The organism is Streptomyces macrolidinus (genome assembly GCF_023887685.1).
GTDB classification, from domain to species: Bacteria; Actinomycetota; Actinomycetes; order Streptomycetales; family Streptomycetaceae; genus Streptomyces; species Streptomyces macrolidinus.
The window spans coordinates 222,006-248,787 of sequence record NZ_JAMWMR010000002.1 but is presented as its reverse complement, the minus strand read 5'-3'; the positions used below and the strand labels follow the sequence as shown (position 1 = coordinate 248,787).

The 26,782-nt window shown below is 72.2% G+C and carries 25 protein-coding genes and 1 riboswitch; of the genes, 12 read left to right on the top strand and 13 right to left on the bottom strand.

What is annotated here, in order from left to right; translation table 11 throughout:
• Positions 1 to 14: 14 nt before the first annotated feature.
• Together NGF19_RS03315 and NGF19_RS03310 are read right to left on the bottom strand one after the other, a co-directional pair.
• Entirely contained in the window at positions 15 to 578 is a 564-nt protein-coding gene (locus tag NGF19_RS03315) for a hypothetical protein (protein WP_252422020.1), read from the bottom strand.
• Positions 571 to 1,347, bottom strand: a complete 777-nt coding sequence (locus NGF19_RS03310; protein WP_252422018.1) for an alpha/beta hydrolase — start codon at positions 1,345 to 1,347, stop codon at positions 571 to 573. Before NGF19_RS03310 ends, NGF19_RS03315 begins: the two co-directional genes overlap by 8 nt.
• A 149-nt stretch (positions 1,348 to 1,496) precedes the next feature.
• Between NGF19_RS03310 and NGF19_RS03305 the strand changes: the two genes are divergently transcribed.
• The 4 genes from NGF19_RS03305 (at position 1,497) to NGF19_RS03290 (ending at position 5,520) form a co-directional block, all read left to right on the top strand.
• Positions 1,497 to 2,276 carry a lysophospholipid acyltransferase family protein gene (locus NGF19_RS03305; protein ID WP_252422016.1) on the top strand — a complete coding sequence of 260 codons (780 nt, stop codon included), beginning with the start codon at positions 1,497 to 1,499 and terminating at the stop codon, positions 2,274 to 2,276.
• 50 nt (positions 2,277 to 2,326) lie between these two features.
• Positions 2,327 to 3,553 carry a MacS family sensor histidine kinase gene (gene macS / locus NGF19_RS03300; protein ID WP_252422014.1) on the top strand — a complete coding sequence of 409 codons (1,227 nt, stop codon included), beginning with the start codon at positions 2,327 to 2,329 and terminating at the stop codon, positions 3,551 to 3,553.
• Positions 3,554 to 3,649: 96 nt separating this feature from the next.
• On the top strand, positions 3,650 to 4,297 hold the full coding sequence (locus NGF19_RS03295; protein ID WP_252422223.1) for a response regulator: 648 nt from the start codon (positions 3,650 to 3,652) through the stop codon (positions 4,295 to 4,297).
• A gap of 194 nt (positions 4,298 to 4,491) precedes the next feature.
• Positions 4,492 to 5,520, top strand: a complete 1,029-nt coding sequence (locus NGF19_RS03290) for a 6-phosphofructokinase (RefSeq protein ID WP_252422012.1) — start codon at positions 4,492 to 4,494, stop codon at positions 5,518 to 5,520.
• Between the two features lie 75 nt (positions 5,521 to 5,595).
• On the opposite strand, the gene NGF19_RS03285 is transcribed toward NGF19_RS03290, so the two are convergent.
• A complete protein-coding gene (locus NGF19_RS03285) occupies positions 5,596 to 7,521 on the bottom strand; it encodes an anthranilate synthase family protein (protein ID WP_252422010.1) in 1,926 nt (641 codons plus the stop codon).
• A gap of 327 nt (positions 7,522 to 7,848) precedes the next feature.
• Here NGF19_RS03285 and NGF19_RS03280 point away from each other — a divergent pair, with 327 nt between their 5' ends.
• Positions 7,849 to 9,201, top strand: a complete 1,353-nt coding sequence (locus NGF19_RS03280; RefSeq protein ID WP_252422009.1) for a class II 3-deoxy-7-phosphoheptulonate synthase — start codon at positions 7,849 to 7,851, stop codon at positions 9,199 to 9,201.
• 155 nt (positions 9,202 to 9,356) lie between these two features.
• Positions 9,357 to 9,596, top strand: coding sequence for a (2Fe-2S)-binding protein (locus NGF19_RS03275; RefSeq protein WP_252422008.1), 240 nt, complete (start codon positions 9,357 to 9,359; stop codon positions 9,594 to 9,596).
• A 246-nt stretch (positions 9,597 to 9,842) separates the two neighbouring features.
• Here the strand turns inward: NGF19_RS03275 and bfr are convergent, their stop codons facing one another.
• Positions 9,843 to 10,322: a bacterioferritin gene (gene bfr / locus NGF19_RS03270; protein ID WP_252422007.1), complete on the bottom strand. Its 480-nt coding sequence runs from the start codon at positions 10,320 to 10,322 to the stop codon at positions 9,843 to 9,845.
• A gap of 155 nt (positions 10,323 to 10,477) precedes the next feature.
• Between bfr and NGF19_RS03265 the strand changes: the two genes are divergently transcribed.
• Positions 10,478 to 11,110, top strand: a complete 633-nt coding sequence (locus NGF19_RS03265; protein ID WP_252422006.1) for a sulfite oxidase-like oxidoreductase — start codon at positions 10,478 to 10,480, stop codon at positions 11,108 to 11,110.
• A gap of 31 nt (positions 11,111 to 11,141) precedes the next feature.
• Here NGF19_RS03265 and NGF19_RS03260 read toward each other — a convergent pair whose 3' ends face one another.
• The 5 genes from NGF19_RS03260 to thiO all read right to left on the bottom strand — a co-directional run bounded on the left by NGF19_RS03260 (position 11,142) and on the right by thiO (position 16,304).
• On the bottom strand, positions 11,142 to 12,032 hold the full coding sequence (locus NGF19_RS03260) for a deoxyribonuclease IV (RefSeq protein WP_252422005.1): 891 nt from the start codon (positions 12,030 to 12,032) through the stop codon (positions 11,142 to 11,144).
• 57 nt (positions 12,033 to 12,089) lie between these two features.
• Positions 12,090 to 14,000 carry a Stk1 family PASTA domain-containing Ser/Thr kinase gene (gene pknB, locus NGF19_RS03255; RefSeq protein WP_252422004.1) on the bottom strand — a complete coding sequence of 637 codons (1,911 nt, stop codon included), beginning with the start codon at positions 13,998 to 14,000 and terminating at the stop codon, positions 12,090 to 12,092.
• A gap of 111 nt (positions 14,001 to 14,111) precedes the next feature.
• The gene (locus NGF19_RS03250; RefSeq protein WP_252422003.1) at positions 14,112 to 14,915 is read right to left on the bottom strand and encodes a thiazole synthase; all 804 of its coding nucleotides are present in this window, start codon (positions 14,913 to 14,915) and stop codon (positions 14,112 to 14,114) included.
• A 4-nt stretch (positions 14,916 to 14,919) separates the two neighbouring features.
• Positions 14,920 to 15,120, bottom strand: a complete 201-nt coding sequence (gene thiS / locus NGF19_RS03245; RefSeq protein ID WP_252422222.1) for a sulfur carrier protein ThiS — start codon at positions 15,118 to 15,120, stop codon at positions 14,920 to 14,922.
• Positions 15,121 to 15,137: 17 nt separating this feature from the next.
• Entirely contained in the window at positions 15,138 to 16,304 is a 1,167-nt protein-coding gene (gene thiO, locus NGF19_RS03240) for a glycine oxidase ThiO (protein WP_252422002.1), read from the bottom strand.
• A riboswitch (TPP riboswitch) is annotated at positions 16,302 to 16,414 on the bottom strand. It overlaps the preceding gene by 3 nt.
• A 106-nt stretch (positions 16,415 to 16,520) precedes the next feature.
• Here thiO and NGF19_RS03235 point away from each other — a divergent pair.
• The 5 genes from NGF19_RS03235 (at position 16,521) to NGF19_RS03215 (ending at position 21,102) form a co-directional block, all read left to right on the top strand.
• Complete coding sequence (locus NGF19_RS03235) at positions 16,521 to 17,771, top strand: NAD(P)/FAD-dependent oxidoreductase (RefSeq protein ID WP_372505561.1); 1,251 nt, start codon at positions 16,521 to 16,523, stop codon at positions 17,769 to 17,771.
• 169 nt (positions 17,772 to 17,940) lie between these two features.
• Positions 17,941 to 18,306, top strand: a complete 366-nt coding sequence (locus tag NGF19_RS03230) for an Rv2175c family DNA-binding protein (protein ID WP_252422001.1) — start codon at positions 17,941 to 17,943, stop codon at positions 18,304 to 18,306.
• Positions 18,307 to 18,433: 127 nt separating this feature from the next.
• A complete protein-coding gene (gene thiE, locus NGF19_RS03225; RefSeq protein WP_252421999.1) occupies positions 18,434 to 19,081 on the top strand; it encodes a thiamine phosphate synthase in 648 nt (215 codons plus the stop codon).
• Positions 19,082 to 19,255: 174 nt separating this feature from the next.
• A complete protein-coding gene (metF, locus tag NGF19_RS03220) occupies positions 19,256 to 20,179 on the top strand; it encodes a methylenetetrahydrofolate reductase [NAD(P)H] (RefSeq protein ID WP_252421998.1) in 924 nt (307 codons plus the stop codon).
• 56 nt (positions 20,180 to 20,235) lie between these two features.
• Positions 20,236 to 21,102, top strand: coding sequence for a hypothetical protein (locus NGF19_RS03215; protein WP_252421997.1), 867 nt, complete (start codon positions 20,236 to 20,238; stop codon positions 21,100 to 21,102).
• A 13-nt stretch (positions 21,103 to 21,115) separates the two neighbouring features.
• Here the strand turns inward: NGF19_RS03215 and NGF19_RS03210 are convergent, their stop codons facing one another.
• The 4 genes from NGF19_RS03210 to NGF19_RS03195 all read right to left on the bottom strand — a co-directional run bounded on the left by NGF19_RS03210 (position 21,116) and on the right by NGF19_RS03195 (position 26,718).
• Positions 21,116 to 22,645, bottom strand: a complete 1,530-nt coding sequence (locus NGF19_RS03210; protein WP_252421996.1) for a phytoene desaturase family protein — start codon at positions 22,643 to 22,645, stop codon at positions 21,116 to 21,118.
• 336 nt (positions 22,646 to 22,981) lie between these two features.
• On the bottom strand, positions 22,982 to 23,617 hold the full coding sequence (locus NGF19_RS03205) for a TetR/AcrR family transcriptional regulator (RefSeq protein ID WP_252421995.1): 636 nt from the start codon (positions 23,615 to 23,617) through the stop codon (positions 22,982 to 22,984).
• A 79-nt stretch (positions 23,618 to 23,696) separates the two neighbouring features.
• Positions 23,697 to 25,787 (bottom strand): YhgE/Pip family protein, encoded by a 2,091-nt coding sequence (locus NGF19_RS03200; RefSeq protein WP_252421994.1) that lies wholly within the window; start codon positions 25,785 to 25,787, stop codon positions 23,697 to 23,699.
• Positions 25,759 to 26,718, bottom strand: coding sequence for an ATP-binding cassette domain-containing protein (locus NGF19_RS03195; protein ID WP_372505560.1), 960 nt, complete (start codon positions 26,716 to 26,718; stop codon positions 25,759 to 25,761). The genes NGF19_RS03200 and NGF19_RS03195 overlap by 29 nt, the downstream gene beginning before the upstream one ends.
• Positions 26,719 to 26,782: the final 64 nt, after the last annotated feature.

Genomic DNA, 26,782 nt, shown 5'->3' with positions numbered 1-26,782 from the left:
ACTGGACGTACGGCTCAGACCACCGCGCCGCGTCCCGGATCGTCGTCGTCCTCGTCGTCCGTCCGCATCCGCGTCACCAGCGTCACGAAGCCGCCGAGGAAGCCGCCGATGCCGAGCAGGGTCAGCCACCAGGTCATCTCCCAGCCGAGCAGCACCGCCACCAGGAGCAGGATCGGGCCGCCGATCACGCCGAGCCAGGCGAACTTCGCCGTGGTGTCGGCCGCGGGCAGGGGCGGCGGCTCCGGCGGGACGAAGTGGCCCTCGTCGGCCGCGTCGAGGTCGTCGTCGGAGGGCTCCTTCGGCGTGTAGTCCCGCGGTCCGGCCATTCCCACGCCGGGGGCGAAGGAGACCGAACTGCCCAGCGGCTGCCCGCCCTTCGCCCCGTCGTCCGTCTTCTCGCCCGGCTCCGGCTCCAGCAGCGCCAGGTCCTCCACCGAGCGGAACGGCTTCGCGCCGGGCGGGTCCGGCGGCTCCTCGCCGTACCCCGCGACGATCGCCGCCCAGACGGCGTCCTCGTCGACGGGCACGCCCTTCTCGTCCGGCTCGCGGTCCTCGCGACCGGAGTCGTGCTCAGCCACCTGCGGCCGTCCCTTCCTCGACACCGGGTGCGAGCCGGCCGATGAACGTGTAGCTCTCGTCGAAGATCCGGTCCGCGTCATGGTCCAACGTCGCCACGTGGTAGCTCTGTTCCAGCAGGACCTCCGTGACGTCCGTCGAGGAGACCCGGCTCAGGACCCGGGCCGAGTCGGCCGGTGGCACCACGTGGTCCTGGGCGCTGTGCAGCAGCAGCAGGGGCTGGGTGACCTGGGGCAGGTCACCGTCGACCAACTGGAAGAAGGTGCGCAGGGAGTGCGCCGCGTGCAGCGGGATCCGGTCGTACCCCACCTCCTCGCTGCCCTGCTTCGCGATGTCGCTGGTGATCCCCTTCGTCGAGCGGACGAAGTGGCGGGAGACCGGGAGCGTGCGGGCCGCGAGGCCGTGCACCTTGTTGCCCGGGTTGACGACGACGAGGCCGCTCACCGCCTCCCCGTGCTTGGCGGCGAGCCGCAGGGCCAGCGCACCGCCCATGGACAGGCCGAAGACGAACACCCGGGAGCAGCGGTCGCGCAACGCGCGCAGCTCGCGGTCCACCTCCGCGTACCAGTCCTGCCAGCCCGTGATCTGCATGTCCTCCCAGCGCGTGCCGTGTCCGGGCAGCAGCGGCAGCGAGACGGTCAGACCACGCGTCGCGAGATACTCCGCCCAGGGGCGCAGCGACTGGGGGGAACCGGTGAAGCCGTGGCAGAGAAGGACGCCGACCTCCCCGCCCTCATGGCGGTACGGCTCGGCTCCAGGCAGGACCGGCACGTCGGTCTCCTGTTCATGAAAGGGCTGGGCACGGGGATTGCAGACACTTCACGGTACGCGACGGCACCGACACCGACCAGGGCCGTCGGTCTCATTCCCTTGGGGACCGCGTTAAGGTCTGTTCGACAGAAACAGGAGGCAGTCGGTTGTTGTACGGCGCGATGAAGGTAACCATCGGGGGGTCGCTGAAGCTCGCCTTCAGGCCCTGGGTGGAAGGCCTCGAGAACATTCCCGCCGAGGGCCCCGCGATATTGGCGAGCAATCACCTGTCCTTCTCGGACTCGCTCTTCCTGCCCGCGGTCCTCCCTCGCAAGGTGACCTTCATTGCGAAGGCCGAGTACTTCACGACGCCCGGCGTGAAGGGCCGGATGAAGGCCGCCTTCTTCAAGGGCGCGGGCCAGCTCCCCGTGGACCGCTCCGGCGCGCGCGGCGCCGGTGAGGCCGCCATCAAGAGCGGCATCGAGGTGGTGGAGCGCGGCGAGCTGTTCGGTATCTACCCCGAGGGCACCCGCTCGCCCGACGGCCGCCTCTACCGGGGCAAGCCCGGCGGTCTGGCGCGCGTCACGCTGGCCACCGGCGCGCCCGTGATCCCGATCGCCATGATCGACACGGAGAAGATCCAGCCGCCGGGGAAGGTCGTCCCCAAGCTGATGCGCCCCGGCATCCGGATCGGCAAGCCGATGGACTTCAGCCGCTACCAGGGCATGGAGAACGACCGGTTCGTGCTGCGCGCGCTCACCGACCAGGTCATGTACGAGATCATGAAGCTCTCCGGCCAGGAGTACGTCGACATCTACGCCTCGGTCGCCAAGCGGCAGATCGCGGAGGCCGCGAAGGCCGAGAAGCAGGCGCAGAAGCAGGCCGAACAGGCGCAGAAGGACGCGCAGCGGGAGGCGCAGGAGGCGGAGAAGGAGTCCACGGGCTCGTAGCGGCCGACGGCCGTGGCGCCGCGCGGTCCGTACGGCGGGGGAGGGGGGACATGGCCAGGCGCGAGCGGGTCATCAGGATGTCGGTCGAGCAGCCGCTGTGGCGCGCGCTCACCGCGTACCGCGTCCTGACGATGCTCTACGCGATCGGCCTCTTCTCGGCCGCCTACGGGCAGTTCACCCGGCCCTGGCTGGCCATCGCGTACTACGGGGTGCTGAGCGTGTGGACCCTCGCCACGCTCCCCAAGGTGGCGGGCGCCGCGAGCTGCACCAGGCCGTTCCTGGGCGTCGACCTCGCCATCGCGCTCCTCGGCATCCTCCTCACCCCGCTCGCCGACAGCCATGAGCGCGTCCTCTCGGGCGGTCCCACCCTGCCCTCGGTCTGGACCGCCGGTTCCGTCCTCGCGTACGCCGTCAGGGGCGGCTGGCGCTGGGCGGCCTTCGCCTCCACCGCGGTCGCCGTGGCGAACCTGGTCGAGCGCGGCACCCCGGCCCGCGACACCGTGCACAACGTGGTCCTCGTCTGGGTCGCCTCCATCGCGATCGGCTACGTCGTCGAGGTCGCCCGCGCCTCCGAGCGCACCCTCGCCCGCGCCCTGGAGATCGAGGCCGCCACGCGCGAGCGGGAGCGGCTGGCCCGGGACATCCATGACGGTGTGCTCCAGGTCCTGGCCATGGTGAAGCGGCGCGCCTCCGCGCTCGGCGGGGAGGCCGCGGAGCTGGGGAGGCTGGCCGGGGAGCAGGAGGTGGCGCTGCGCACGCTGGTGTCGGGTGGCCTGGTGCCCCCCTCGCGGGTGTCGGAGGACGCGACGCTCGGCGCGGTCGTCCGCGCGGTCGAGGAGCCGGACCCCGAGGAGGGGTCGGTGGACCTGCGCCTGCTGCTCGCCCCGTACGCCGGTGACCTGGTGACGCTCTCCGGGCCCGGCTCTCCGGTGCCCCTCGCGTCGGCCGCCGCGCGGGAGCTGGCCGCCGCGGTCGGGGCCGCGCTGGACAACGTACGCCGCCATGTCGGGGAGGACGCCCGTGCCTGGATCCTGGTCGAGGACGAGCCGGACGGGATCGTCGTGACCGTGCGGGACGACGGGCCCGGGATCCCCGAGGGGCGGCTCGTGGAGGCCGAGGGCGAGGGGCGGCTGGGGGTGGCCCAGTCGATCCGCGGCAGGCTGCGCGACATCGGTGGTTCGGCCGAGTTCTTCTCGGTCCCGGGCCAGGGCACGGAAGTGGAACTGACGGTACCGAAGGACGTGAAGGACCCGAGGGCCTCACGGGGGAGGGTGTAGACAGCGATGACGGGAGCGAGGCCGTACGCGGGTCCCGGCGGCGGGTACGAGGAGGACGCGACCGGCGGCGGCAGCGGGCAGGCCCCGATCAGGGTCATGGTGGTGGACGACCACCCCATGTGGCGCGACGCCGTCGCGCGCGATCTGACCGAGTCCGGCTTCGACGTGGTCGCCACGGCGGGCGACGGCGAGCAGGCGGTGCGCCGCGCCAGGGCCGCCGGGCCCGATGTGCTCGTCCTGGATCTGAACCTGCCGGCGAAGCCGGGCGTCCAGGTCTGCAAGGAACTCGTCGGCGGCGCCCCCGGGTTGCGGGTCCTGGTGCTGTCCGCGAGCGGTGAGCACACGGACGTGCTGGAGGCGGTGAAGTCCGGTGCGACGGGCTATCTGCTGAAGTCGGCCTCCACGGAGGAACTCCTCGACGCGGTGCGCCGTACGGCGGCCGGTGACCCGGTGTTCACCCCCGGCCTCGCGGGGCTGGTCCTCGGTGAGTACCGCCGTCTCGCCGCGGAACCGGCCCCCGCCGCGGACACCGGCAAGCCCACGGCGCCGCGGCTGACCGAGCGCGAGCGCGAGGTGCTGCGGCTGGTCGCCAAGGGGCTGAGCTACAAGCAGATCGCCGAGCGCCTGGTCATCTCGCACCGCACCGTGCAGAACCACGTCCAGAACACCCTGGGCAAGCTGCAGTTGCACAACCGGGTGGAACTCGTGCGGTACGCGATCGAACGGGGACTGGACGAGGAGTGAGGCCATGCGGGCGTCCGCAGGAGGTCAAGCGGGACCCCCTGCGCCCCGTGCCCCCCTTCGAGTGAAGTCCGACTCGTCCGCAACAGTCAACTACCCGACCATTCACGGAAATTGACCCTCTGTGTCCTGACGTGGCAGTGTGTGTCGCCATTAGCGTGACCCGCATCAGGCAATCCCGGCGAAGGGACATTTCCATGCGGGTCGGAGTACTGACCGGAGGCGGCGACTGCCCCGGGCTCAACGCCGTCATCCGGGGCGTCGTCCGCAAGGGCGTGCAGGAGTACGGGTACGCATTCACCGGCTTCCGGGACGGCTGGCGCGGACCCCTCGAAGGCGACACCGTCCGGCTCGACATCGCGGCCGTGCGCGGCATCCTGCCGCGCGGCGGCACCATCCTCGGCTCCTCGCGCACCAATCCGCTGCAGCAGGAGAACGGCATCCGCCGGATCAAGGAGAGCCTCGCCAAGGAGGAGATCGACGCGCTCGTGGCGATCGGCGGCGAGGACACGCTCGGGGTCGCGGCCCGGCTGGCCGACGTGTACGGGGTGCAGGTCGTCGGGGTGCCGAAGACCATCGACAACGACCTGTCCGCCACGGACTACACCTTCGGCTTCGACACCGCCGTCAACATCGCCACCGAGGCGATCGACCGGCTGCACACCACCGCGGAGTCGCACATGCGGGTGCTGGTGGTCGAGGTGATGGGCCGCCACGCGGGCTGGATCGCGCTGCACTCGGGGCTGGCCGGCGGGGCGAACGTGATCCTCATCCCAGAGCAGCGCTTCGACGTCGACCAGGTGTGCGCCTGGGTGACGTCCCGGTTCAAGGCGTCGTACGCGCCGATCGTGGTCGTGGCCGAGGGCGCGATGCCGAAGGACGGCGACCTGGTCCTGAAGGACGAGTCGCTGGATTCCTTCGGGCACGTCCGCCTGTCGGGCATCGGCGAATGGCTGGCGAAGCAGATCGAGCGGCGCACGGGCAAGGAGGCCCGTACGACCGTGCTCGGGCACATCCAGCGCGGCGGTACACCGAGCGCCTTCGACCGCTGGCTCGCCACCCGCTTCGGCCTGCACGCCATCGAGGCGGTCCACGACGGCGACTTCGGCACGATGGTCGCCCTGCGCGGCACGGACATCGTCCGCGTCCCGCTCTCGGAGGCCACGTCCAAACTGAAGACGGTCGACCCCCGGCTGTACGCCGAGGTCGGAGTCTTCTTCGGCTGACGCCGGGTACCGGCGGGCGCCGGGCCGGGTCCTGCTGCTGCGCGACGGCCTGCCCGGCGCCCCGTCACGTGGTCGTCATCCGGCCCGGTGTCGCTCCGGGAGCGCGACCTGTCGGGCCAGCAGGTCCCGTACGATCGTCGCGCCGCCCACCGACAGCACCGACTCCGGGTGGAACTGGACGCCCGCGAAGCCGGGGCCGCGCAGTGCGTGCACCTCGCCGTCGTCGTCCCGGCTGACCTCGATCCCGTGCGCGGCCAGTTCGGTCGCCGTCTCGTCGTCGCAGTGGGCCACGAAGCTGTTGTAGAAGCCGACGGTCTCGCGCCGCCCGAACAGGTCGATCTCGCTCTGCGCGCCCTGGTACGGCACCCGCTTGCGGACGATCTCCAGGCCCAGTTCGGCCGCGATCAGCTCATGGCCCAGGCAGACGCCCAGCACCCCGTGCCGGTGGCCGCGGAGCACGTCCGCCGTCAGCCGCCGCAGGAACCGCATCTTCGGATCGCCCGTGTCCGACGGGTTGCCCGGTCCCGGGCCGAGGACCACCGGGCCCTCGTGCGCGAGCACCGCCTCCCGCAGCCCCGGCGCGTCGTAGCGCCGTACGGTCACCTCAAGACCCGACGACGTGAGGACGTGCGCGAGCATCGCGGTGAACGTGTCCTCGCCGTCCACGACGAAGGCGTGCCCGGTGAGGTCCGCGCCGCGCTCCTGCATCCGCAGCCAGAACGGCGCGAGCCGGGCCCGCCGCCCGTCCAGCGCGGCCCGCACCCGCGGGTCGTCCGCCAGCCGGGGCCGCGCCCCCTCCGCCCGTGGCCGCGCCGGACGCACGCCCAGTGCCGCCAGCACCCCGGCCGCCTTGGCATGCGTCTCCGCGACCTCGCCCGCCGGATCCGAGCCCCGGACGAGAGTGGCCCCGACCGGCACCCGCAGCCGCCCCCGCGCGTCGATATCCGCGGTGCGGATGAGGATGGGGGAGTCCAGGGTCTGCGCGCCCCCGGCGTCCCGGCCGAGCAGCGCGAGCGCGCCCGCGTAGTAGCCGCGGCCCCCGACCTCGTGCCGCTCGATCACCCGGCAGGCGTTCTGCACCGGCGAGCCGGTCACCGTCGCCGCGAACATGGTCTCCTTGAGCACCTCGCGCACATCGAGGGTGGACCTGCCGCGCAACTCGTACTCGGTGTGCGCGAGATGGGCCATCTCCTTCAGCCGGGGGCCGACGACGACCCCGCCCATGTCCCCGACCGTGCACATCATCTTGAGCTCCTCGTCGACGACCATCGACAGCTCCTCGATCTCCTTGCCGTCGGCGAGGAACGCGAGCAGATCCTCGGGCGTCGGCCCGCCCGCGGGATAGCGGTAGGTCCCGCTGATCGGGTTCATCACGACCGTCCCGCCGGACATCCGCACATGCACCTCGGGGCTGGCCCCGACCAGCGTGCGCCCACCCGTCTCCCACCACCGCCCTTCCAAGGAAGGCCCTTCGGGCCCTTCTCCTTCCCCGGTGTGGACCACGAACGTCCAGTACGCACCCCGCTCACCGACCAGCAGCCGCCGCAGCAGCGCGAGGGCGTCGGCACGGCCGAAGTCCGGGACGTGTCCCTCGTAGGTCCGCCGGATCACGAAGTTCGCGCCCTCGCCCCGGCCGATCTCCTCCTCGAGCACCCGCCCGACGATCCGCGCGTACTCCTCGTCGGCGACGTCGAAGCCGCCCGCCTCGACCCGGACGCCGTGCCGCGGGAGCTGGTCGAGCGCCCGCTCCAGGGGGATCTCGAAGGACTCCTCGGGCGTCAGCGCCAGCAGCGGCGTGCCGTCGTCGCGGACGTCGAAGCCGCGCTCGCGCAACTGCCGGAACGGGACCAGGGCGAGGCACTCCTCGGGCAGGTCGGCGAGCCGCTCGTACGGGTCGACCGGGCCGACCAGCACCTCGACGGTGTCCTCGGCGCGGCCGGGCGTACGGCGGCGCAGGACGGCGAACGGGCGGGGATCGTCCAGCAGATCGAGCAGGTTCATGGGGGCGTGTTCCTTCTGTGCGGACGGGAGGAGTGTCTGCGGGAGAGGAACGGCCGGGTCGCGAAACGCCGAAGGCCGCCCCTCGGGCGGCCTTCGCGATGTCGTGGGTACGCGCAGTCAGTGGGCCGCCGAAGGAGCGGTCCACCACCAGTTCTGGGTGAGGGTCGAGTGCGCGAACATGCCCCGGACCCTACACCACCGAGGGACCGTGGCCGGGAGAACCGTGGAGCGGACCGGCGGCACCACGGCCCGGACCGGGGGCCGCCACGTGTCTCACTGGATGAGCAGTGACCGGGGCGCCCCACGCGACCCCGTAATGTTGAGGAGGTGACCGTGAACGCTAAGACCAGCGCGAACGCTGGCAACACCTGGCGAGACCTGCCCGCGGCGCAGCAGCCCGAGTACCCCGACCCCGAGGCTCTGCGCGCAGCGATCGCGGACCTCGAGTCGTATCCGCCGCTCGTCTTCGCGGGCGAGTGCGATGAGCTGCGCGCCCGGATGGGAGCCGTCGCCCGGGGCGAGGCGTTCCTGCTTCAGGGCGGCGACTGCGCGGAGGCCTTCGACGGTGTGTCCGCCGACCACATCCGCAACAAGCTCAAGACCCTGCTCCAGATGGGCGCCGTGCTCACGTACGCGGCCTCGGTGCCGGTCGTGAAGGTCGGCCGGATCGCCGGCCAGTACTCCAAGCCGCGCTCCAAGCCGACCGAGACCCGCGACGGCGTGACCCTGCCCACCTACCGGGGCGACTCCGTCAACGGCTTCGACTTCACCGAGAAGGCCCGCGTCCCGGACCCCGAGCGCCTGAAGCGGATGTACCACGCGTCCGCCTCGACGCTCAACCTCGTGCGCGCCTTCACCACCGGCGGCTACGCTGACCTGCGCCAGGTGCACGCCTGGAACCAGGACTTCGTCCGCTCCTCGCCCTCCGGGCAGCGCTACGAGCGGCTCGCGCGGGAGATCGACAACGCGCTGAACTTCATGCGGGCCTGCGGCACGGACCCGGAGGAGTTCAAGACCGTCGAGTTCTTCTCCTCGCACGAGGCCCTGCTGCTCGACTACGAGTCGGCGCTCACCCGCGTGGACTCGCGCACCGGGAACCTGTACGACGTCTCCGGGCACATGGTGTGGATCGGCGAGCGCACGCGTCAACTCGACGGCGCGCACATCGAGTTCGTCTCGAAGATCCGCAACCCCATCGGGGTCAAGCTCGGCCCGACGACGACGCCCGAGGAAGCGCTGCAGTACATCGACCGGCTCGACCCGGAGCGCGAGCCGGGGCGGCTGACCTTCATCGTCCGGATGGGCGCGGACAAGATCCGCGACCGGCTCCCCGACCTGGTGGAGAAGGTCACGGCGTCGGGCGCGGTCGTCGCCTGGGTCACCGACCCGATGCACGGCAACACCTTCGAGGCGGCCTCCGGGCACAAGACCCGCCGCTTCGACGACGTGCTGGACGAGGTGAAGGGCTTCTTCGAGGTCCACAAGGCACTGGGCACGCACCCCGGCGGCATCCATGTGGAGCTGACGGGCGACGACGTCACCGAGTGCGTGGGCGGCGGCGACGAGATCTTCGTCGACGATCTGCACCAGCGCTACGAGACGGCCTGCGACCCGCGGCTGAACCGCAGCCAGTCCCTGGACCTGGCGTTCCTGGTCGCCGAGATGTACCGCAACCAGTAGAACCGGTAGCCGCAGCGGCAGTCGGGAGTGGGGCGCGGATCACAGGATCCGCGCCCCACTTCACTTCTGCAACTCCGGCACGGCAGGTAAGGTTAGGTTTGCCTCACCGAACGATCGGGACGGCGCCCAGCAATCCCGTCGGGAGGTGGATCCGCGTGTACGTGTGCAGTTGCTTCGGTGTCACCGAGGAACAGGTCAAGCAGCACGCGGAGAACGGCGCGTGCACGCCCCGGAAGATCGCCTCGGAGTGCAAGGCGGGCACGGACTGCGGGTCGTGCGTACGGCGCATCCAGGCGCTGCTGGGCCGGGGGACGTGCCCGCGCCGCGAGGCGGCGGACCAGGGCAGGCCGGTGCTCGCCCGACTGGACGGCCTGAAGGACGCGGACGCGGCCTGAGCCCCCGCGCGGGGCCGGGGTCTAGTGCTGCGTCAGGCAATGTTTGCCCGTCAAGGAGCGGCGTCCGGTGCGTGCTCTCTGGGGGTCCCCCCTGCTCGAAGAGCTTGGGGGAGTGCCGGGCGGAAGCCCTCGTACTGGATGTACGTGGGCTTTCGCCCGGTGCGGCGAGTGGGGGTCCCCCCTGCTCGCAGAGCTTGGGGGAGCGTGCCGGGCGTCGCGACGGGGCGAACGTTGCCTGACGCGGCACTAGCTGTCCGGCTGCTTGATGACCTGCGCGAGGTAGAGCGCCTCCCCGAGCTTCTCGACCAGTTCGAGCTGTGTGTCCAGGTAGTCGATGTGGTGCTCCTCGTCCTCGAGGATCGACTCGAAGATGTTCGCCGACGTGATGTCGCCCTTCTGCCGCATGATCTCGATCCCGCGCCGGAGCCGGTCGATCGCCTCGATCTCGACCTGCCGGTCGGCCTCGAACATCTCCTTGACCGTCTGCCCCACCCGTACATGGAACAGCCGCTGGTAGTTCGGCAGCCCCTCCAGGAAGAGGATGCGGTCGGTGAGCACCTCCGCGTGCTTCATCTCGTCGAACGACTCGCGCCGCGTGTACTCGGCGAGCTTGTACCAGCCGAAGTTCTCCTGCATCTTCGCGTGCAGGAAGTACTGGTTGATCGCGGTCAGCTCGCCGGTGAGCTGCTCATTGAGGAATTCGATGACCTCGGGGTCGCCCTGCATCGCGCGGGCTCCTTCCAGGCGGGGGACTGGCGGATTGCGCCGCATGATCGCACCGGCAAATCAAGAACGTCCAGTAAGTTCACACTCAGTGCGAATTATCATCATTCTGTACGGGCCGGTCCGGGGCACCCCGTGAGGTCTGTCAGGATGGAGTCATGGGTCATCCGGTGGAGCGAGCATCTGGAGAAGCGGGCCGGGAGGAGCTTCCGCCGGGACAGCGGCTCCAGCGAGGCTGGCCGGTCACGCACTACGGACCCGTACCCAAGTTCCGCCCCGAACGCTGGGAGTTCAGGGTCTTCGGCGCCACCGCGGACGGCGAGAAGCACTGCTGGAACCACGAGGAGTTCACGGCCCTGCCGTACGCGACCGTCGTCACCGATCTGCACTGCGTGACGAAGTACAGCATGCTCGGGGCCGAATGGGGCGGCATCCCGGCCCGTACGGTCCTGGAGCTGGCCCCGCCCGCGCCCACCGTCACCCATGTCATGGTCTGGGCCGAGTACGGCTACAGCTCGAATCTGCGCCTCGCCGACTTCGCCTCGGACCGCGCGATCTTCGCCACCCACAAGGACGGCGAACTGCTCACCGCCGAGCACGGCTTCCCGCTGCGTCTGATCGTGCCGCACCTGTACGCCTGGAAGGGCCCCAAGTGGGTGCGCGGCATCGAGTACATGACCGCCGACCGGCGCGGCTTCTGGGAGGAGCGCGGGTACCACAACCTCGGTGACCCGTGGAAGGAACAGCGCTACTCCTACCAGGAAGAGCCGGGGGACGGCCCCGAACTCTGACGGCCCCGAACTCTTCCCCCTCGCACGCCCGTCAGCCGTCGCGCAGCCGCTTCAGCCGCTCCACGTCCGCCGCGTGCCCCTCCTTGCCGCCGGGCGTCTCGATGATCAGCGGCACGCCCGCGGTGGCCGGATGCCTCATCAGCGCGCGGAACGGGTCCTCGCCGATATGGCCGGACCCGATGTTCTCGTGGCGGTCCTTGTGGGCGCCGACCACGTCCTTGGAGTCGTTGGCGTGGATCAGCTTGAGCCGTCCCTCCCCGACGGTGTCCACCAGCAGATCCAGCGTCTGACGCATTCCGTCCGGGCCGGTCAGATCGTGCCCGGCGGCGAAGACATGGCAGGTGTCGAGGCAGACGCCCAGCCTGGGGTGGGCGTCGAGGGCGTCGAAGTACGGTCCGAAGTCCCAGGTCCGTGAGCACAGCGAGGCACCCTGACCGGCGGTCGACTCCAGCAGCAGGTACGGGTCGTCGTCGTGCGTCAGCTCGTCGAGCAGGGGCAGCAGATGCGCGCGTACCTGCTTCAGCGCCACGGCCCGGTCCCGGCCGCCGGTGGCGCTCCCGGTGTGGACGACGACACCGAGCGCTCCGATCTCACGGCCCCGGCGCAGCGAGTGCCGCAAGGACTCCACGGACTTCTCGACGGTCGCCTCCGTGTGCGAACCGAAGTTGATCAGATAGGGCGCGTGCACGTACGCCGGGATCGACTCGGCGGCACACGCGGCCCGGAACGCCTCGTCCTGCCGCGGATTGCCCACGGGCGTCGCCCAGCCGCGCGGATTGGCGACGAAGACCTGCACGGTCTCGGCCCCGAGCGCGCGGGCATAGGTCATCCCGACGGTGTGCAGACCGCCGGCCACGGGGATGTGACCGCCGATGGGGTTGCGAAGGACGCCGGAGGCGGCGCGGGACTGCTGAGTGCTCACCCGTCAAGGGTGTCATGCGATCCCGCGCGCCCCACCGGCCGGTCCGCCGCCGGGAGCTCAGCGGATCTTGAGCGTGATCGTGGACCCCTTGGGCGCCTTGTCGCCGCCGTCCACCGACTGGCCCTTGACCGTGTCGCCGAACAGACCCAGCAGGCCCCGGTCCTCCTCGACCTTGAACCCGGCCTTCTCCAGCTCCTGCTTCGCGTCGTCCACGTTGTCGCCGACCACGTCCGGGACCTCGACCATCTCCGGGCCCTTGGAGAGCGTCAGCGTCACCGTGTCGCCCTCGCCGAGCTTCGTGCCCGCCTCCGGCGACTGCCGGGCGACATCGCCCGCGTCGACGTCCGGCGACGTGACCCGCGTCTCGGCGATCTTCACCTTCAGGCCCGCCTCGCGCAGCGTCTGCGTGGCGTCCTCGACCGAGCCGCCCGTCACATCGTCCAGCTCCACCGGGGCGCCCTTGCTGACGGTGAGCGTGATCGCCGAACCGCTGTGCCGCTGAGTGCCCGCTCCGGGCTGCGTACCGACCACGGAGTCCTTGGGCACGTCCTCGCTGAACGCGCGCGTGACCATGCCCGCCGCCAGACCGGCCTTCTTGAGCTCGGCCCGCGCCTTGTCCAGCGTGTAGCCCTTCAGATCGGGCACCTTCACGGTCTCGGGGCCGTCCGAGAGGGTCAGCGTCACCGAGTCGTTGGTACGGATGCGCTCGCCCGTCGCCGGTTCGCTGCTGATCACCGTGCCGCGCGTGACCGTGTCGCTGTAGGCGTGCTTGACGTCCTTGACGTCGAGTCCGGCCTTCTCCAGCCGCTCCCGCGCCTGCGCCTCCGTCTTGGCGAGCAGCGGCGGGACCTTGGTGAACTGCCCGGAGTTGATGTACCAGAGACCGGCGCCCGCGCCGAGCACCACCAGCGCGGCCACCACGAGCCCGAGCAGCCCCCGCCGGGGGAGCCCGAAGCGGCGGGGCGGCCGAGCGGGCGGGGTCTCCAGCCGGCTCGTCCGGTTCAGTACCGCCTTCTCGTCCTCGCCGATGGGCAGCAGCCGGGGGATCACGCGCGTACGGTCCTCGGCGTTGTCGTGCTCCGCGGTGAGGGCCTGCGGCGGGACGGCGTCCAACTGCTCGTCGGTGAGCGTGCCGCGCGTCTGGAGCACCTGGGCGAGCAGCGCCACCGCGTCGTGCGGGCGCAGCTCGGCCTTGCGCGCGGTCGCCGCGACGACCAGGTCGTCGAGTTCGGGGGCCAGCCCCGGCACGGCGGCCGACGGCATCGGCACGTCCTCGTGCAGGTGCTGGTAGAGCACCTGGGCGGGGGAGTCGCCGTGGTGCGGCTTGGCGCCCGTGAGCATCTCGTAGAGCACGACCCCGCACGCGTACACATCGACCCGGGGGTCGGCCGTGCCGTGCTCGATCTGCTCGGGGGCGAGGTAGGACACCGTGCCGAGGACGGCGCCCGTGGTGTTGTCGGTGACGGTGTCCACGGCCCGGACCAGGCCGAAGTCCGCCACCTTGACCCGGCCGTCGTCCCCTATCAGGACGTTCTCCGGCTTCATGTCGCGGTGCACGAACCCGGCGCGGTGCGCGGCGCCCAGCGCGGCAAGGACGGGCTCCAGGATGCCGAGCGCCGCGCGCGGCTGGAGCGCCCCGCGCTCGCGCAGCACGTCGCGCAGGGTGCACCCGGCGATGTACTCCATGGCGAGGTAGACGTACGACCCGTCCGTGCCCTGGTCGAAGACCTGCACCACGTTCGGGTGCGCGAGCCGCGCGACCGACTTGGCCTCGCGGATGAAGCGCTCCACGAACGATCCGTCGGCGGCCAGCGTCGGGTGCATCACCTTCAGCGCGAGGACACGGTCGAGGCGGGTGTCCACGGCCCGGTAGACCGTGGCCATGCCGCCGACCGCGATCCGCGCGTCGACGCGATAGCGGCCGTCGAGCACCTGCCCGACGAGGGGGTCCTTAAGGGTCGTATCCACGCAGGTGAGTTTACGAGGGCGCACCGTCACCCCCGTCCGCTTCGACGGCCTCAGGCCTGGTCTGAAGCCGACCTGTGACGCACCTCGCAGCCCCGCGCCCGTCGACGGGGCTCAGAACGCCGGCCGCTCCGGGTCGAGGCGGGCCAGGCCGCGCGTGGGGGAGGACGCCTCGGCGAAGCGCCGGCGCGGGATACGGCCCGCCCGCCGGGCCAGCCGGCCGGCCTCCACCGCGTACCGCATGGCCCGCGCCATCGCCACCGGCTGCTGCGCCCGGGTCACCGCCGAGGCGAGCATCACACCCGCGCACCCCAGCTCCATGGCGAACGCCGCGTCCGACGCCGTCCCCGCGCCCGCGTCCAGGATCACCGGCACGCGCGCGTGCTCCACGATCAGCTCGAAGTTGTGCGGGTTGCGGATGCCGAGCCCCGAGCCGATCGGCGAGCCGAGCGGCATGATCGCCGCGCACCCGACGTCCTCCAGCCTGCGGGCGAGCACCGGGTCGTCGTTGGTGTACGGCAGCACGGTGAACCCGTCGTCGACCAGCGTCTCGGCCGCGTCCAGCAGCTCGACGGGGTCGGGCAGCAGGGTCCGCTCGTCGGCGACGACCTCCAGCTTGACGAGGTCCGTGCCGAGCGCCTCGCGCGCGAGCCGGGCGGTGAGCACCGCCTCGCCCGCGGTGAAGCAGCCCGCCGTGTTGGGCAGCACCCCGATGCCGAGGCGGTCGAGCACCGAGAGGACCGAGCCGTGCGCCGAGGCGTCGACGCGCCGCATCGCGACCGTCGTCAGCTCCGTACCGGAGGCCACCAGCGCCCGCTCCAGCACATCGAGGCTGGGCGCCCCGCCGGTGCCCATGATCAGCCGGGAGGTGAGGGCGGTGGTGCCGAGCACGAGGGGAGCGAGGGGATCGTCGGCCATGGGTTCAGCCTCCTTGTACGGCGGTCAGGATCTCGACGCGATCCCCGTCGGCCAGGGGCGTCGACGGCCACTGCGCGCGCGGGACGACGGTTTCGTTGAGGGCGGCGGCCACCCCCGAGGGGGCCGCGGTGAGGTCCCGCACCACGGCGTCGAGCGCGGTGCCCGGGGCGACCTGCCGGGGCCGCCCGTTGACGGAGATGGTCACGCGGGTGACGGGGAGGTTCACGCGGGCTGCTCCGTGCGGGCGGCGGCGGTGAAGCGCCGGGGGGTGAACGGGCGTGCCTCGGCGGGGAGTTCGCCGGTGGTCAGGGCGCGCGCGAGGGCGTCGCCGGTGACCGGGGTGAGCAGGACGCCGTTGCGGTGGTGCCCGGTGGCCAGCAGCAGCCCCGCGAGGTCCGTCGGGCCGAGCAGCGGCGCGTTGTCCGGGGAGCCGGGCCGCAGCCCCGCGCAGGTCTCGGTGAGCGGCAGCTCGGTGATCCCGGGGACCAGCTCGTGCGCGTCCCGCAACAGGGCGTACACCCCGCCCGCGGTGACCGTCGTGTCCCAGCCCAGCTCCTCGCTGGTCGCGCCGATCACCAGCTCGCCGTTCTCCCGCGGCACCAAGTAGACCTGGCTGCCGCGGACCACGGCGCGCACGGTACGGCTCAGGAACGGCGCCCACCGCGCGGGCACGGTCAGCCGCAGCACCTGCCCCTTCACCGGGCGTACGGGCGGCAGGACACCGTCCGGGACGCCCGCGAGCCGCCCGCTGAGACTGCCCGCCGCGAGGACGACCCGGCCCGCGGCGAGGTCGGTGCCCTCGGCGGTCCTGACCCCGGTGGCCCGCTCCCGCGCGACCGACAGCCGTGCGGCCCGTACCCGGTGGAAGACCACTCCGGCGCGTTCGCAGGCCACCACCAGGGCGTCGGCCAGGCGCCGCGGGTCGATCTGGTGGTCGCCGTCGACCCGCAGCCCGCCGCGCACGCCGGGCGCGAGCATCGGCTCCAGGCGCCGGCACTCGCGCCCGTTCAGCCATCGCGACTCAAGACCCGAGCGCTCGTGCAGGGCGTGCAGTTCGCGCAGTTGGGCGCGGTCGTCGGCGTCGAGCGCGGCGACGAGCGTGCCGCACCTGCGATAGCCGAGGTCGCGGCCGGTGGCCTCGGTCAGCTCGGCGACGAAGTCCGGATAGCGGCGCGCCGAGGCCAGATTGAGGCCGAGCAGGCTCTCCTCGCCGTAGTGCAGCTCGCTGACCGCGGCGAGCATCCCGGCGGCCACCCGCGCCGCCCCGCCCCCCGGCTCGGGGTCCACGACGGCCGTGGCCAGCCCGCGCTGCGCGGCGCGCCAGGCCGTGACCAGGCCGATGATCCCGCCCCCGATGACGAGGACGTCTGACGTACGTGGAGACGACATGGGCGTCCAGCCCCTCCCTTCGCCGGCATGACCCGGATCAGGTTCCTACGGTCGGAGGCCGTCCAGCCTCCCTCTCAGCCCGGTACGTCCGGGCTCCCGCGTGTGCTTGTACGGTGGCCACCCTATTGCCCCCGCGGACCGGGGGACGAGCGAGGTGGAGCAGGGCACCCCGCACGCCCCCGGACCGACGGGCCGTCAGATGTCTAAGGTGATCAGGTGAGCGAGCAGACGCAGGCACGGGGCGGAGAGCAGACGCAGGCAGGGGGCGGATCGGCACGGCGCGTCGTCGTCGTGGGCGCGGGCATGGCCGGGGTACAGACCGCGGTCGCCCTGCGGGAACAGGGGTTCACCGGCACGGTGACGCTGATCGGCGCGGAGCCGCACCAGCCGTACGACAGGCCGCCGCTGTCCAAGGCCGTGCTGCTCGGCAAGGCCGAGGGTTCCGCCTTCGACGTCGACTTCGAGTCCCTGGACATCGAACTCCGCCTGGGCTGCGAGGCGCTCGGCGTGCGCCCCGGCGACCATGAACTGGACACCGCCGAGGGCCCCGTCTCGTACGACGTCCTGGTCCTCGCGACGGGCGCCGAGCCGATCCGGCTGCCGAGTGCGGAAGGCGTGCCCGCCGTGCATCTGCTGCGGACGCTGGACGACGCGGAGCGGCTGCGGCCGGTCCTCGCGGAGCAGCACGACATCGTGGTGGTGGGCGCGGGCTGGATCGGCGCCGAGTTCGCCACCGCCGCGCGCGAGGCGGGGTGCGCGGTGACCGTGGTGGAGGCCGCGGACCGGCCGCTCGCGGGGGTGCTGCCCGCCGAGGTGGCCGCGCCGATGGTGGCCTGGTACGCGGAGAGCGGGGCCGAGCTGCGCGTGGACGCGCGCGTGGAGCGCGTCGAGGCGGGGGCCGTGGTGCTCGACGACGGCTCCCGGGTGCCCGCGGGCGCGGTGGTCGTGGGCGTCGGGGCCCGGCCGGCCACGGCGTGGCTCGCCGGTTCGGGCATCGCCCTCGGCGACCGGGGCGAGGTGCTGGCGGACGCGTGTCTGCGCACGTCGGCGCCGGATGTGTACGCGGTCGGGGACTGCGCGTCCTTCCCGTCGGGGCGCTACGGGGAACGGCTGCTGGTCCACCACTGGGACAACGCGCTCCAGGGCCCGCGCACGGTGGCCGCGAACATCATGGGCGAGGTACCGGCGGTCTACGACCCGGTGCCGTACTTCTGGTCGGAGCAGTTCGGCCGCTTCGTGCAGTACGCGGGCCACCACACCGCCGCCGACACCCTGGTGTGGCGCGGGGACCCGCAGGGAGCGGCCTGGACGGTGTGCTGGCTGCGCGAGGGCCGCCTCGCGGCGCTGCTGGCGGTGAGCCGCCCCCGGGATCTGGCCCAGGGCCGCCGCCTGATCGAAGCGGGCGCCACCATGGACCCGGAGCTGCTCGCGGACCCGTCCCGCCCGCTGAAGGAGGCGACCGCGTGACCCGCGTGCGACCGCGTGAGCCGCGTACGGCTGCATGACCCGCGTACGACCGCGCGGACCGTCGCGGCGCCGTGCGGACCCGGAACACGCCCACGACCGGAGGCACCTCGCACCCCGCCTGGAGGCGCCCGGCTTCCGACTGTCGGTCCGGGATGGCACCCTTGATCCCGTGACCGAGATTGACGCAAAGATCGATGCTCTCGTCCCCGCCTGGCTCACCGTCCCCGACATCGCCGAAGCGCTCGGCGTCGAGGTGACGCGTGTGCGGCAGTTGGTCAAGGAGGGCCAGCTCATCGCCGTACGCCGTGGCGAGAACCGGGCGCTGCACATCCCCGCCGCCTTCATCGACGGGGACAAGGTCGTCAGGGGCCTGTCCGGCACCCTGACGCTCCTGCGGGACGACGGCTTCACGGTCGAAGAGATGCTGGAGTGGCTCTTCACCCCTGACCCGACGCTGCCTGGTACCCCCGCCCAGGCCCTCAGCGAGAATCGCGGCACGGAGGTGAAGCGGCGCGCCCAGGCGCTCGCCGTCTGATCCGACCCGAGACATCGACCCGAGACATCCGAGAACGACCGTCCGGCGTACGGGGCGCGGTCCAGGGGCCCCGGCCCCGGCCGACCGTGCCCGCCGCGGCCCGTACGCCACGACCACGGGGGACTTCGTGCCCGACAGCCGTCGCAGCCGCCTCGCCGACGCGCGCCTCTACCTGTGCACGGACGCCCGCAGACGCCAGGGCGACCTCGCCGAGTTCCTCGACGCCGTCCTCGCCGGCGGCGTCGACATCGTGCAACTGCGCGACAAGGGCATGGAGGCTGCCGAGGAGCTGGAGCATCTCCAGGTCTTCGCCGACGCCTGCGCCCGCCACGGCAAGCTGCTGGCGGTCAACGACCGCGCGGACGTCGCCCACGCCGCCGCCTCCGACGTCCTGCATCTGGGCCAGGGCGACCTCCCGGTCCCCGCGGCCCGCGCCCTGCTCGGCGACGACGTGCTGATCGGCCGCTCCACGCACTCCGCGGCGGAGGCCGAGGCCGCCGCCGTCCAGGAGGGCGTGGACTACTTCTGCACGGGCCCCTGCTGGCCCACCCCCACCAAGCCCGGCCGCCCGGCACCGGGCCTCGATCTGGTCCGTCGCACGGCGGCCCTCGGCACCGACCGCCCCTGGTTCGCCATCGGCGGCATCGACCTCGGCCGACTGGACGAGGTGCTCGACGCGGGCGCCCGCCGGGTGGTCGTCGTCCGCGCGATCACCGAGGCGGACGACCCGGGCACCGCCGCCGCGGAGTTCGCCAAGCGCGTGCGCGCGGCCTGACGTCTCCGAGACAAGCGCCTGCGCGCGGCCTGACGTCTCCGAGCGCGTCCAGGCGGACACGATCCGTGAGACTTCCGTGCGCTGGTGTCCGATAGATGGACAACAGCCGGGCAAATTCGGACGAATGACCCCCGTCCGGTTGGGTGACCGTCACCCCCTGGCTAACCTGCGACTATGGCCCTCGGAACCGCATCCACCAGGACTGATCGCGCACGCACGGTGCGCGACATCCTCGCGTCCGGCAGGACGACGTACTCCTTCGAGTTCTCGGCGCCGAAGACCCCCAAGGGTGAGCGGAACCTGTGGAGCGCGCTGCGAAGAGTCGAGGCAGTCGCCCCCGACTTCGTCTCCGTGACGTACGGCGCGGGCGGCTCCACCCGCGCGGGCACGGTCAGGGAGACCGAGCAGATCGTCTCCGACACGACGCTCACCCCGGTCGCCCACCTCACCGCGGTCAACCACTCCGTCGCCGAACTGCGCAACATCATCGGCCAGTACGCCGACGCCGGGATCCGCAACATGCTGGCCGTCCGCGGCGACCCGCCCGGCGACCCGATGGGCGAGTGGGTGCCGCACCCCCGGGGCCTGACCTACGCGGCCGAACTGGTCCGGCTCATCAAGGAGTCGGGCGACTTCTGCGTCGGCGTCGCCGCCTTCCCCGAGATGCACCCGCGCTCCAGCGAATGGGACGTCGACGTCACGCACTTCGTCGACAAGTGCCGGGCCGGCGCCGACTACGCGATCACCCAGATGTTCTTCCACCCGGAGTCCTATCTGCGCCTGCGCGACCGGGTCGCCGCGGCGGGCTGCGACACCCCGGTCATCCCCGAGGTCATGCCCGTCACGAGCGTGCGGATGCTGGAGCGACTGCCCCAGCTCAGCAACGCCGCCATCCCGGCCGACCTGAAAGAACGGATCCTCGCGGTCAAGGACGACGCGACGGCGGTACGCTCCATGGGCATCGAGTTCGCGACGGAGTTCTGCGCGAGGCTGCTGGCCGAGGGAGTGCCCGGACTGCACTTCATCACGCTGAACAACTCCACGGCGACGCTGGAAATCTACGAGAACCTGGGCCTGCACCGTCCGCGGCGGGCCTAGGCCGCCGCACCGGCGTACGACACGGCGGCGTAGCGGCCCACCTGAGAGGGGCGTACATGGGCTGGACGGCCCTCTACATTGCGTTCGGCATCGTCGCGTTGTGGCTGCTCGGGGAGGTGCTGCTGCAGTACAAGGCGCGCCTGCGCTGGCGGTTGCTCGCGTTCGCGGGCTTCCTGGGGGTCGTGCTCGGTGTCCTGATCCCGTCCGTGCTGGTCATCGGGGCGGGCGCGATCGCGTTCGCGATCGGGCAGACCTATGTGACCCTGTCGTTCCGGCGCGGCTTCGCCGCCGGCTGGGCGGTCCGCAACCGTCCCACCGTCGGCGGTGGCGGCAGCAAGCGCCGCCGGGGCGGGGCGGCCCGGAAGGACCCGGCCCCGGCGCCGGAGACCGACGAGGACTCCTTCTCCGCTCCGCAGCCTCCCCAGGTCAAGGCCGAGGCCGAGGTCGAGGAGACCACCGTCTTCGACCCGCAGCCCCTGCCCGACGACACCGGTTCCTACGGCGTCTACACCAACGCGGCACACTCCGCCGGACCCGCACCGACCACCCCGCCCGCACCGTCCGCCCCGTACGACGGCTACTCCTCGTACGAGCAGCAACAGCAGTACGGCTACGGCGAGAACGCGCAGCAGTACGCCGACTACTACGACCCGTACGCGGGCGCGCAGCCCTACGGCGGTCAGGCCTACGACCCTGCGCAGGGCGGCGACGGGCAGCAGCAGTACGGACAACAGGCGTACGGCCAGGACGCGTTCGCAGGCGGCGGCTACGCGGAGACCCCGCCCGGTGGCGTCTGGGTTCCCCAACAGCGCGCCACCGACGGCACGTTCAACGGCGAACCCCCCGCGGAGCAGCCGTACCCCTACCAGGGCAACGGCACGGCGCAGCACGGCAACGGCTACGACGAGCAGTACCGTTATTGAGCGGGCGCGTCCCTCACTGCGAGCCCCGGAAGTCCGGTCCCTCCACGATGAGTCCGGCCACCAGCGCGCCCGACATACCGGCGTGGGGGAGGCCGCCTCCGGGGTGGGACCAGCCGCCGACCAGATACAGGCCGGGCAGCCGGGTCGAGTTGGCCGGGAGCAGACCGCGACCGGCGCCGCCCGCGAGGACGGGATGCGGCACCGCCCCGCCGTCGGCACCCGTCTCCTCGGCGTTCTCGCGCGGAGTGCGCACCTCGCGCCACAGGAGCCGGTCCTGTACCCCCGGGACGGCGGCGTCGGCCGCACGGACCATCAGGTCGGCGAAGCGTTCGGCCGTCTCACCGGCGCTCCAGTCCAGGTCCGTCGGCACCGTGGCGGTCAGGACCACCGACTCGTGCGCGTCGTCCGGGCGCAGGGCGGGGTCGTCCGGGCGCAGCACGATCACCGTGGGCGTCGCCGGCTTCGTGGTACGGCCGGACAGGAAGTCCAGTTCGGCCGTGCGGTCGGGGGTGTGCACGAGCGTGCGGTGCGGGGTGTTCGTCGCGCAGGCGCCGCGCAAGGCCAGCAGCACCGTGAAGCGCCCCGCGCGCCGGGTCCCCGGATCCGGCCGGACATCGTCCTCGCCCTGAAGGGGACGCTCCGTCAGGCGGCGCAGGCACGCCGGGTCGACACCCGCCACCACATGGTCGGCCTCCGCGACCGTGGAGCCGGAGGCCGAGGAGGCGCCCCCCGCCAGCTCCACCCCGGCCGCCCGGCCGTCCTTCTCGACGATCCCGGCGACCTCCGCGCCGAACACGAACTCCACCTTCCGGGCCACGCACCGCTCGTACACGGCGCGTGCCAACTCCCGTATGCCGCCGCGCACATACCAGGTGCCGAAGGCGTACTCCATGTACGGAAGGACGGCCGCGCTCGCCGCCGTGGTGCGCGGGTCCAGGCCGTACGCCAGGGCGTGACTCTCCAGGAGGGCCACGAGCCGGGGGTCTCGCAGCTCCCAGGCGCCGACCTCCGCGAGCGTGCCCGCGCGCCGCGTGCGCAGCAGCCTGCGCCGCGCCACCGCCGGGTAGGGGTCACGCTCGGCCAGCACCTGCCAGTTGGGCCACAGCGGCTCTTCCAGAAGCGGTCGGCGCGTACGGTCCCAGGCCTCGCGCGCCCGCACCAGGAAGTCGCCCCAGCGCTCGCCCGCGCCGTCGCCGAGCGCCGCGTCCAAGGCCGAAACGACGCCCGCGCGAGACGCGTTGGGCAGCGAGACCGCCGTGCCGTCCGCGAAGACATGCCGCGCCGACGGGTCCGCCTGGACCAACTCGACGCAGTCCTCCAGCGGTTCCCTGCCCGTCTTGACGAACAGGTCGCGGTAGACGGCGGGCAGCGGCAGCAGGCCCGGCCCCGTGTCGAAGGAGAAGCCGTCGCGGGTGAAGCGGCGCACCGCGCCGCCGTACGTCTCCGTACGCTCGTACACCACCACCCGGTGGCCCGCGACGGCCAGCCGGGCGGCGGCCGCCATCGCGCCCATCCCGGCGCCGATCACCGCAATCCGTGCCATGCCAGGGACTCTATCGGCCCCCACCGACAATCCGGACACTGAGTATCCGTACCTAGGCGGCGAGATGAGTAGGCGCACGGATGGGAGCCGGGCCGTCCGGAGGAGAGAGTGGGGGACACGGGAAAGGGGCGCGGCTCCGGCACCGCCGACACGGGGCGGCGGAACGGCACGTGTCCCTGGCCGCTCTCTTCGTCGGCCCGGTCACGCGACGGCGGGACACGGGGACACAGGGGGACACGTCCCCACGGGCCCGACGGAGGTACGACGGAGCGCCGGTCCAGGGCCGTCCGCACACGCGGAGGGCCTCGCACCGGCGCTTTGGCGTCCCGAACGTGGCTACCTGCCGCCGCTCACACGCCCCTGGAGCAGCCGCGACAGCGACGCGTGGACGTCGTCGAGGGAGCGCTCCGGCTGGAAGGACTGCCAGTCGAGGGCCGCCACCAGCACCATGCCGACCAGCGCGGCGGCCGTCAGCGGGACGTCGATGTCATCGCTGAACTCGCCGCCCGCCACACCCTCGCGCAGCACTCCCTCGATGACCGCGACGACCTCCTGCCGCACCACCATGAGCGTGGACTGCCAGGCGCGGTTGGTGCGCCACAGCTCGGCCACGTACAACTGTGTGAAGGCCGGGTAGCGGGCGATGAAGCCGAGCCCCGCGCGGATCATCGCGTCCAGGGCGTCCACCTTGGTGCCACCGGACACCTCGGTCCGCTCGGCGGCCTCCCGCAGGGAGGCGGTGAGGAGCCCCACGCCGTGCCGCAGCAACTCCTCGAAGAGGCCGGACTTGCTCGCGAAGTTGTAGTAGACCGTGCCCTTCGCGACACCGGCCCGCTCGGCGATCTCGTCGACGGTGGTCGCGGAGAACCCCTGCTCCGCGATGAGGGTGACGGCCGCCTCGTAGAGCTTCTGCCGGGTCGCCGCGCGACGGCTCGACGACCCGCCCGACGCGGCGGCACTGCGGTGTTCCATCGGTCTCCTAGCGAAATGAGCACGGCCTTGCTGGTCGCGGGCCATGGGGGAGGGCAGGGGCCCACCGGTTGTCACGGGGTCACAGGCTCAGCTCCGGGTGCAGCCGGTCGAGGGTCCACACCTGCTTGCGGCGGGCCGACAGGGCGGTGAGCGCGAGGGCGCCCACGGTGAACGCCGCCAGCACGGCGCACGCCTGCCACACCGGTCCCAGCCCGCCGCCGGTGATCAGCCTCCTGAGAGCCTCGACAACGTAACTCATCGGCAGGTAGGGGTGGAGCGCGTTGAAGAAGCCCGGACTGGTCTGCACGGGGTAGGTGCCGCCCGCGGACGTCAACTGGAGCATCAGCAGGGCGAGGACGAGGATCCGGCCCGCCGCCCCGAAGCGTGCGTTCAGCCACTGCACGAGGGCCGCGAAGCACGCCGACACCAGGAACAGGAAGCCGACCGTCCCGGCCGCCCGCGCCATCTGCAGGCCCACCGCCCAGTGCAGCACCGCCATGAGGGCGGCGGTCTGCAACACGCCTATGGCGGCCACCGGAAGCCAGCCCGCCAGCGCGATCCGCCAGGCCGGGGCGCCCGCCGCGAGCGCGCGCCGGTTCATCGGCGCGATCAGCATGTACGCCACCATCGCGCCCACCCACAGGGACAACGGGATGAAGTACGGGGCGAAACCGGTGCCGTAGTTGGGCGCCTTGTGCAGGTCCCGGGAGGCCAGTTGCACCGGGTCGGCCATCACCTGGGTGCGCTGGTCGCGGTCCTTCTTGTCGTAGTCGGGGATCGCGCCCGCGCCGTCGTGCAGGCCCTCGGCGAGCTTCCCGGAGCCGTCGACGAGCTTGTAGATACCGCCGTCGAGGTCGACCGCGCCCGTCTTCAGCTTGCCGATGCCCGTGTGGAGGTCCGTCGCCCCCGTACTCGCCTTGCCGAGGCCGGTGTTCAGCGTGTTCGCCCCCTTGGCGACCGCCGCGGCGCCCTTGTCGAGCGCTTCCACCTTGGTGACCGCGTCGTCGAGGTCCTCGGACAGATGCGGTGCCGCCTCGGCGAGCGCCCGCGCCTGTTCCTGAAGAGTCTTCAGGTCCTTCTGGAGAGAGGTCGTGTCGTCGTGGTAGTCCGTCACCACCGTGTTGACGTCCGTGGCCAGGCGTGCCGCGTCCGCCGCGGCGTCCTTCGCCTTCTCGAGGTCGCCGCAGGCCGGGTCGGGCGTGGTGGCGGCGTCGTCGGCGCAGCGCCGCGCGTAGACCGCGGCCAGGGTCTCGGAGGCCTTGGTGGTGCCGGTCTCGGCGAGGGGCGCCGTGGTGACGAACGCGTCGAGGTGGTCGCTGATCACACCCGCGGAATCGGCCACCAGGGTCGCCGTGTCCGCGATCTGCTTGCTGTTCTCCTTCAGGAAGGGCCGCACCTGGTCGGCCGCGCCGCCGACCCGCTCGGCCAGCGCCCGGGTGCCGTCCGCGACCTGCTGCGTACCGTCCTTGAGGTCACCCGCGCCCGTGTCGAGCTTCCGCAGACCGGTCGCCAGGTCGCTGCTGCTCTCCTTGGCGTTCGTGAGCCCGTCGACGAGGTTCTTGGAGCCCTTCTCCGCCTTGCCGAGGCCACCGGCGAGCCGGTCGGCCCCGTCGGCGGCCTTCACGGTCGCCCCGTGGAGATCCGAGAACGAGATGAAGATCCGGTCGAGGAACGAGCGCGACGCCTTGGTGGAGGCCGCCGTGCGCACCTCGCTGAACACCGTGCGGGAGATCTGCCCGACGATGTAGTTGTTGGCGTCGTTCGTCCGCACCTGAAGGGCGCCGGTCTCGGGGGAGTCCCCGGAGCTGGACGCGATCCGCTTGCTGAAGTCGGACGGCATGGTCAGCGACAGGTAGTACGTGCCGTCCTCGACGCCCTTCCTGGCCTCGGCGGCGCTCACGTCATGCCACTCGAAGGTGTCGCTCTTGTGCAGCCCCTTGACGATGTCGTCGCCGATGGCGATGCGCTGGTCCCCGGCGGTCGCCCCCTTGTCGTCGTTGACGAGCGCCACGGGGATGCGGTCGAGCCGCCCGTAAGGGTCCCAGAACGACCACAGGTACAAGGCGCCGTACAGCAGCGGCAGCAGCAGGAGCGCGACCAGGGCCGCGCGCGGCAGCCTCCCCCTGCTGAACCGCCTGAACTCAAGCGCGGCCAGCTTCGGCGTGCGCATACGCCGTCTCCTTGTCGTCGTCCGGGCCTTCGTCCGTGGCGATGTCCTTGGCGGGCGTACCGCCGTTGTCCGTACGGCCGTTGTGCGTACGGCCGTTGTCCTGGGTGGCCTTGTCCGGGCCGGTGCCCGCGCCGTCCTCGGCGGGCTCCTCGCGTACGGCGTCCACGCGTCGGCCTTCGGTGCTGCCCGCCGTGCCGGCGCGGGGTGTCGTGGTCACCACGACCGCGCCCTCGGGGGCCTCGCCGCACACCGCGAGGACCGTGGTCCCGGCCTCGGCGAGCGACCTCAACAGGCCCCAGGCGTCCGCCCGTTCGGCGGCGGAGAGCTTGAGGTCGGTGTCGTCGACGGCCAGCAGACGCGGACGGCCGATCAGGGCCAGGGCCACGGACAGCCGCAGCGCCTCCAGCCGCTCCAGATCGCGTACGGCCGTACGAGGCCCCTTGGGCAGCGTCTCCGGGTCGAGTCCCGCGGCGGCCAGGGCGCTGTCGATCCGCGCCCGCGCTTCGGCCGCACGCCGCGCGCGAGGCCGCAGCAGCGCACGCAGGGAGTCGCCGAACCGGCTTGCCAGCAGGGCCCGTTCGCGCAGGTGCTCGCCGACGGTGAGCGCCGGGTCGAGGTCGGTGACGCCCGGAACGTGCGCGAGCGCGCTGATCCGGCGCACCGCCGGCAAATGCCGGGGCAGCCGGATCCCGTCGACCTCGGCGTGCCCCTCGCTCGGCTTCATCCGCCCGGTGAGGGCGAGCAGCAGACAGGTGCGGCCGGCGCCCGAGGGCCCCTCGACGGCGATCAGTGAGCCCGGCTCCGCGGTGAAGGAGACGTTCCGGAAGGCCCAGCCGCGCGGCCCCTTCACCCCGAAGTCCACGGCGTGGACCGCGGCTCCGGCCGCTGTCCGTGGCAGATCCATGTCCCCCTCGCTCCCCTGGACGGTCATGTACCGGCCCTCCCCAGGAAGTTGTACTGACTGGTCAGTGCAAAACTAGCGCTGGATCTTCGGG

Bases quoted from the DNA above. Each gene is read 5' to 3' on its own strand.
- macS (WP_252422014.1), top strand. From the start codon at position 2,327: ATGGCCAGGCGCGAGCGGGTCATCAGGATGTCGGTCGAGCAGCCGCTG.
- NGF19_RS03295 (WP_252422223.1), top strand. From the start codon at position 3,650: ATGGTGGTGGACGACCACCCCATGTGGCGCGACGCCGTCGCGCGCGAT.
- NGF19_RS03290 (WP_252422012.1), top strand. From the start codon at position 4,492: ATGCGGGTCGGAGTACTGACCGGAGGCGGCGACTGCCCCGGGCTCAAC.
- NGF19_RS03285 (WP_252422010.1), bottom strand. From the start codon at position 7,521: ATGAACCTGCTCGATCTGCTGGACGATCCCCGCCCGTTCGCCGTCCTG.
- bfr (WP_252422007.1), bottom strand. From the start codon at position 10,322: ATGCAGGGCGACCCCGAGGTCATCGAATTCCTCAATGAGCAGCTCACC.
- NGF19_RS03265 (WP_252422006.1), top strand. From the start codon at position 10,478: ATGGGTCATCCGGTGGAGCGAGCATCTGGAGAAGCGGGCCGGGAGGAG.
- NGF19_RS03250 (WP_252422003.1), bottom strand. From the start codon at position 14,915: ATGGCCGACGATCCCCTCGCTCCCCTCGTGCTCGGCACCACCGCCCTC.
- thiO (WP_252422002.1), bottom strand. From the start codon at position 16,304: ATGTCGTCTCCACGTACGTCAGACGTCCTCGTCATCGGGGGCGGGATC.
- metF (WP_252421998.1), top strand. From the start codon at position 19,256: ATGGCCCTCGGAACCGCATCCACCAGGACTGATCGCGCACGCACGGTG.
- NGF19_RS03215 (WP_252421997.1), top strand. From the start codon at position 20,236: ATGGGCTGGACGGCCCTCTACATTGCGTTCGGCATCGTCGCGTTGTGG.
- NGF19_RS03210 (WP_252421996.1), bottom strand. From the start codon at position 22,645: ATGGCACGGATTGCGGTGATCGGCGCCGGGATGGGCGCGATGGCGGCC.
- NGF19_RS03205 (WP_252421995.1), bottom strand. From the start codon at position 23,617: ATGGAACACCGCAGTGCCGCCGCGTCGGGCGGGTCGTCGAGCCGTCGC.
- NGF19_RS03200 (WP_252421994.1), bottom strand. From the start codon at position 25,787: ATGCGCACGCCGAAGCTGGCCGCGCTTGAGTTCAGGCGGTTCAGCAGG.
- NGF19_RS03195 (WP_372505560.1), bottom strand. From the start codon at position 26,718: ATGACCGTCCAGGGGAGCGAGGGGGACATGGATCTGCCACGGACAGCG.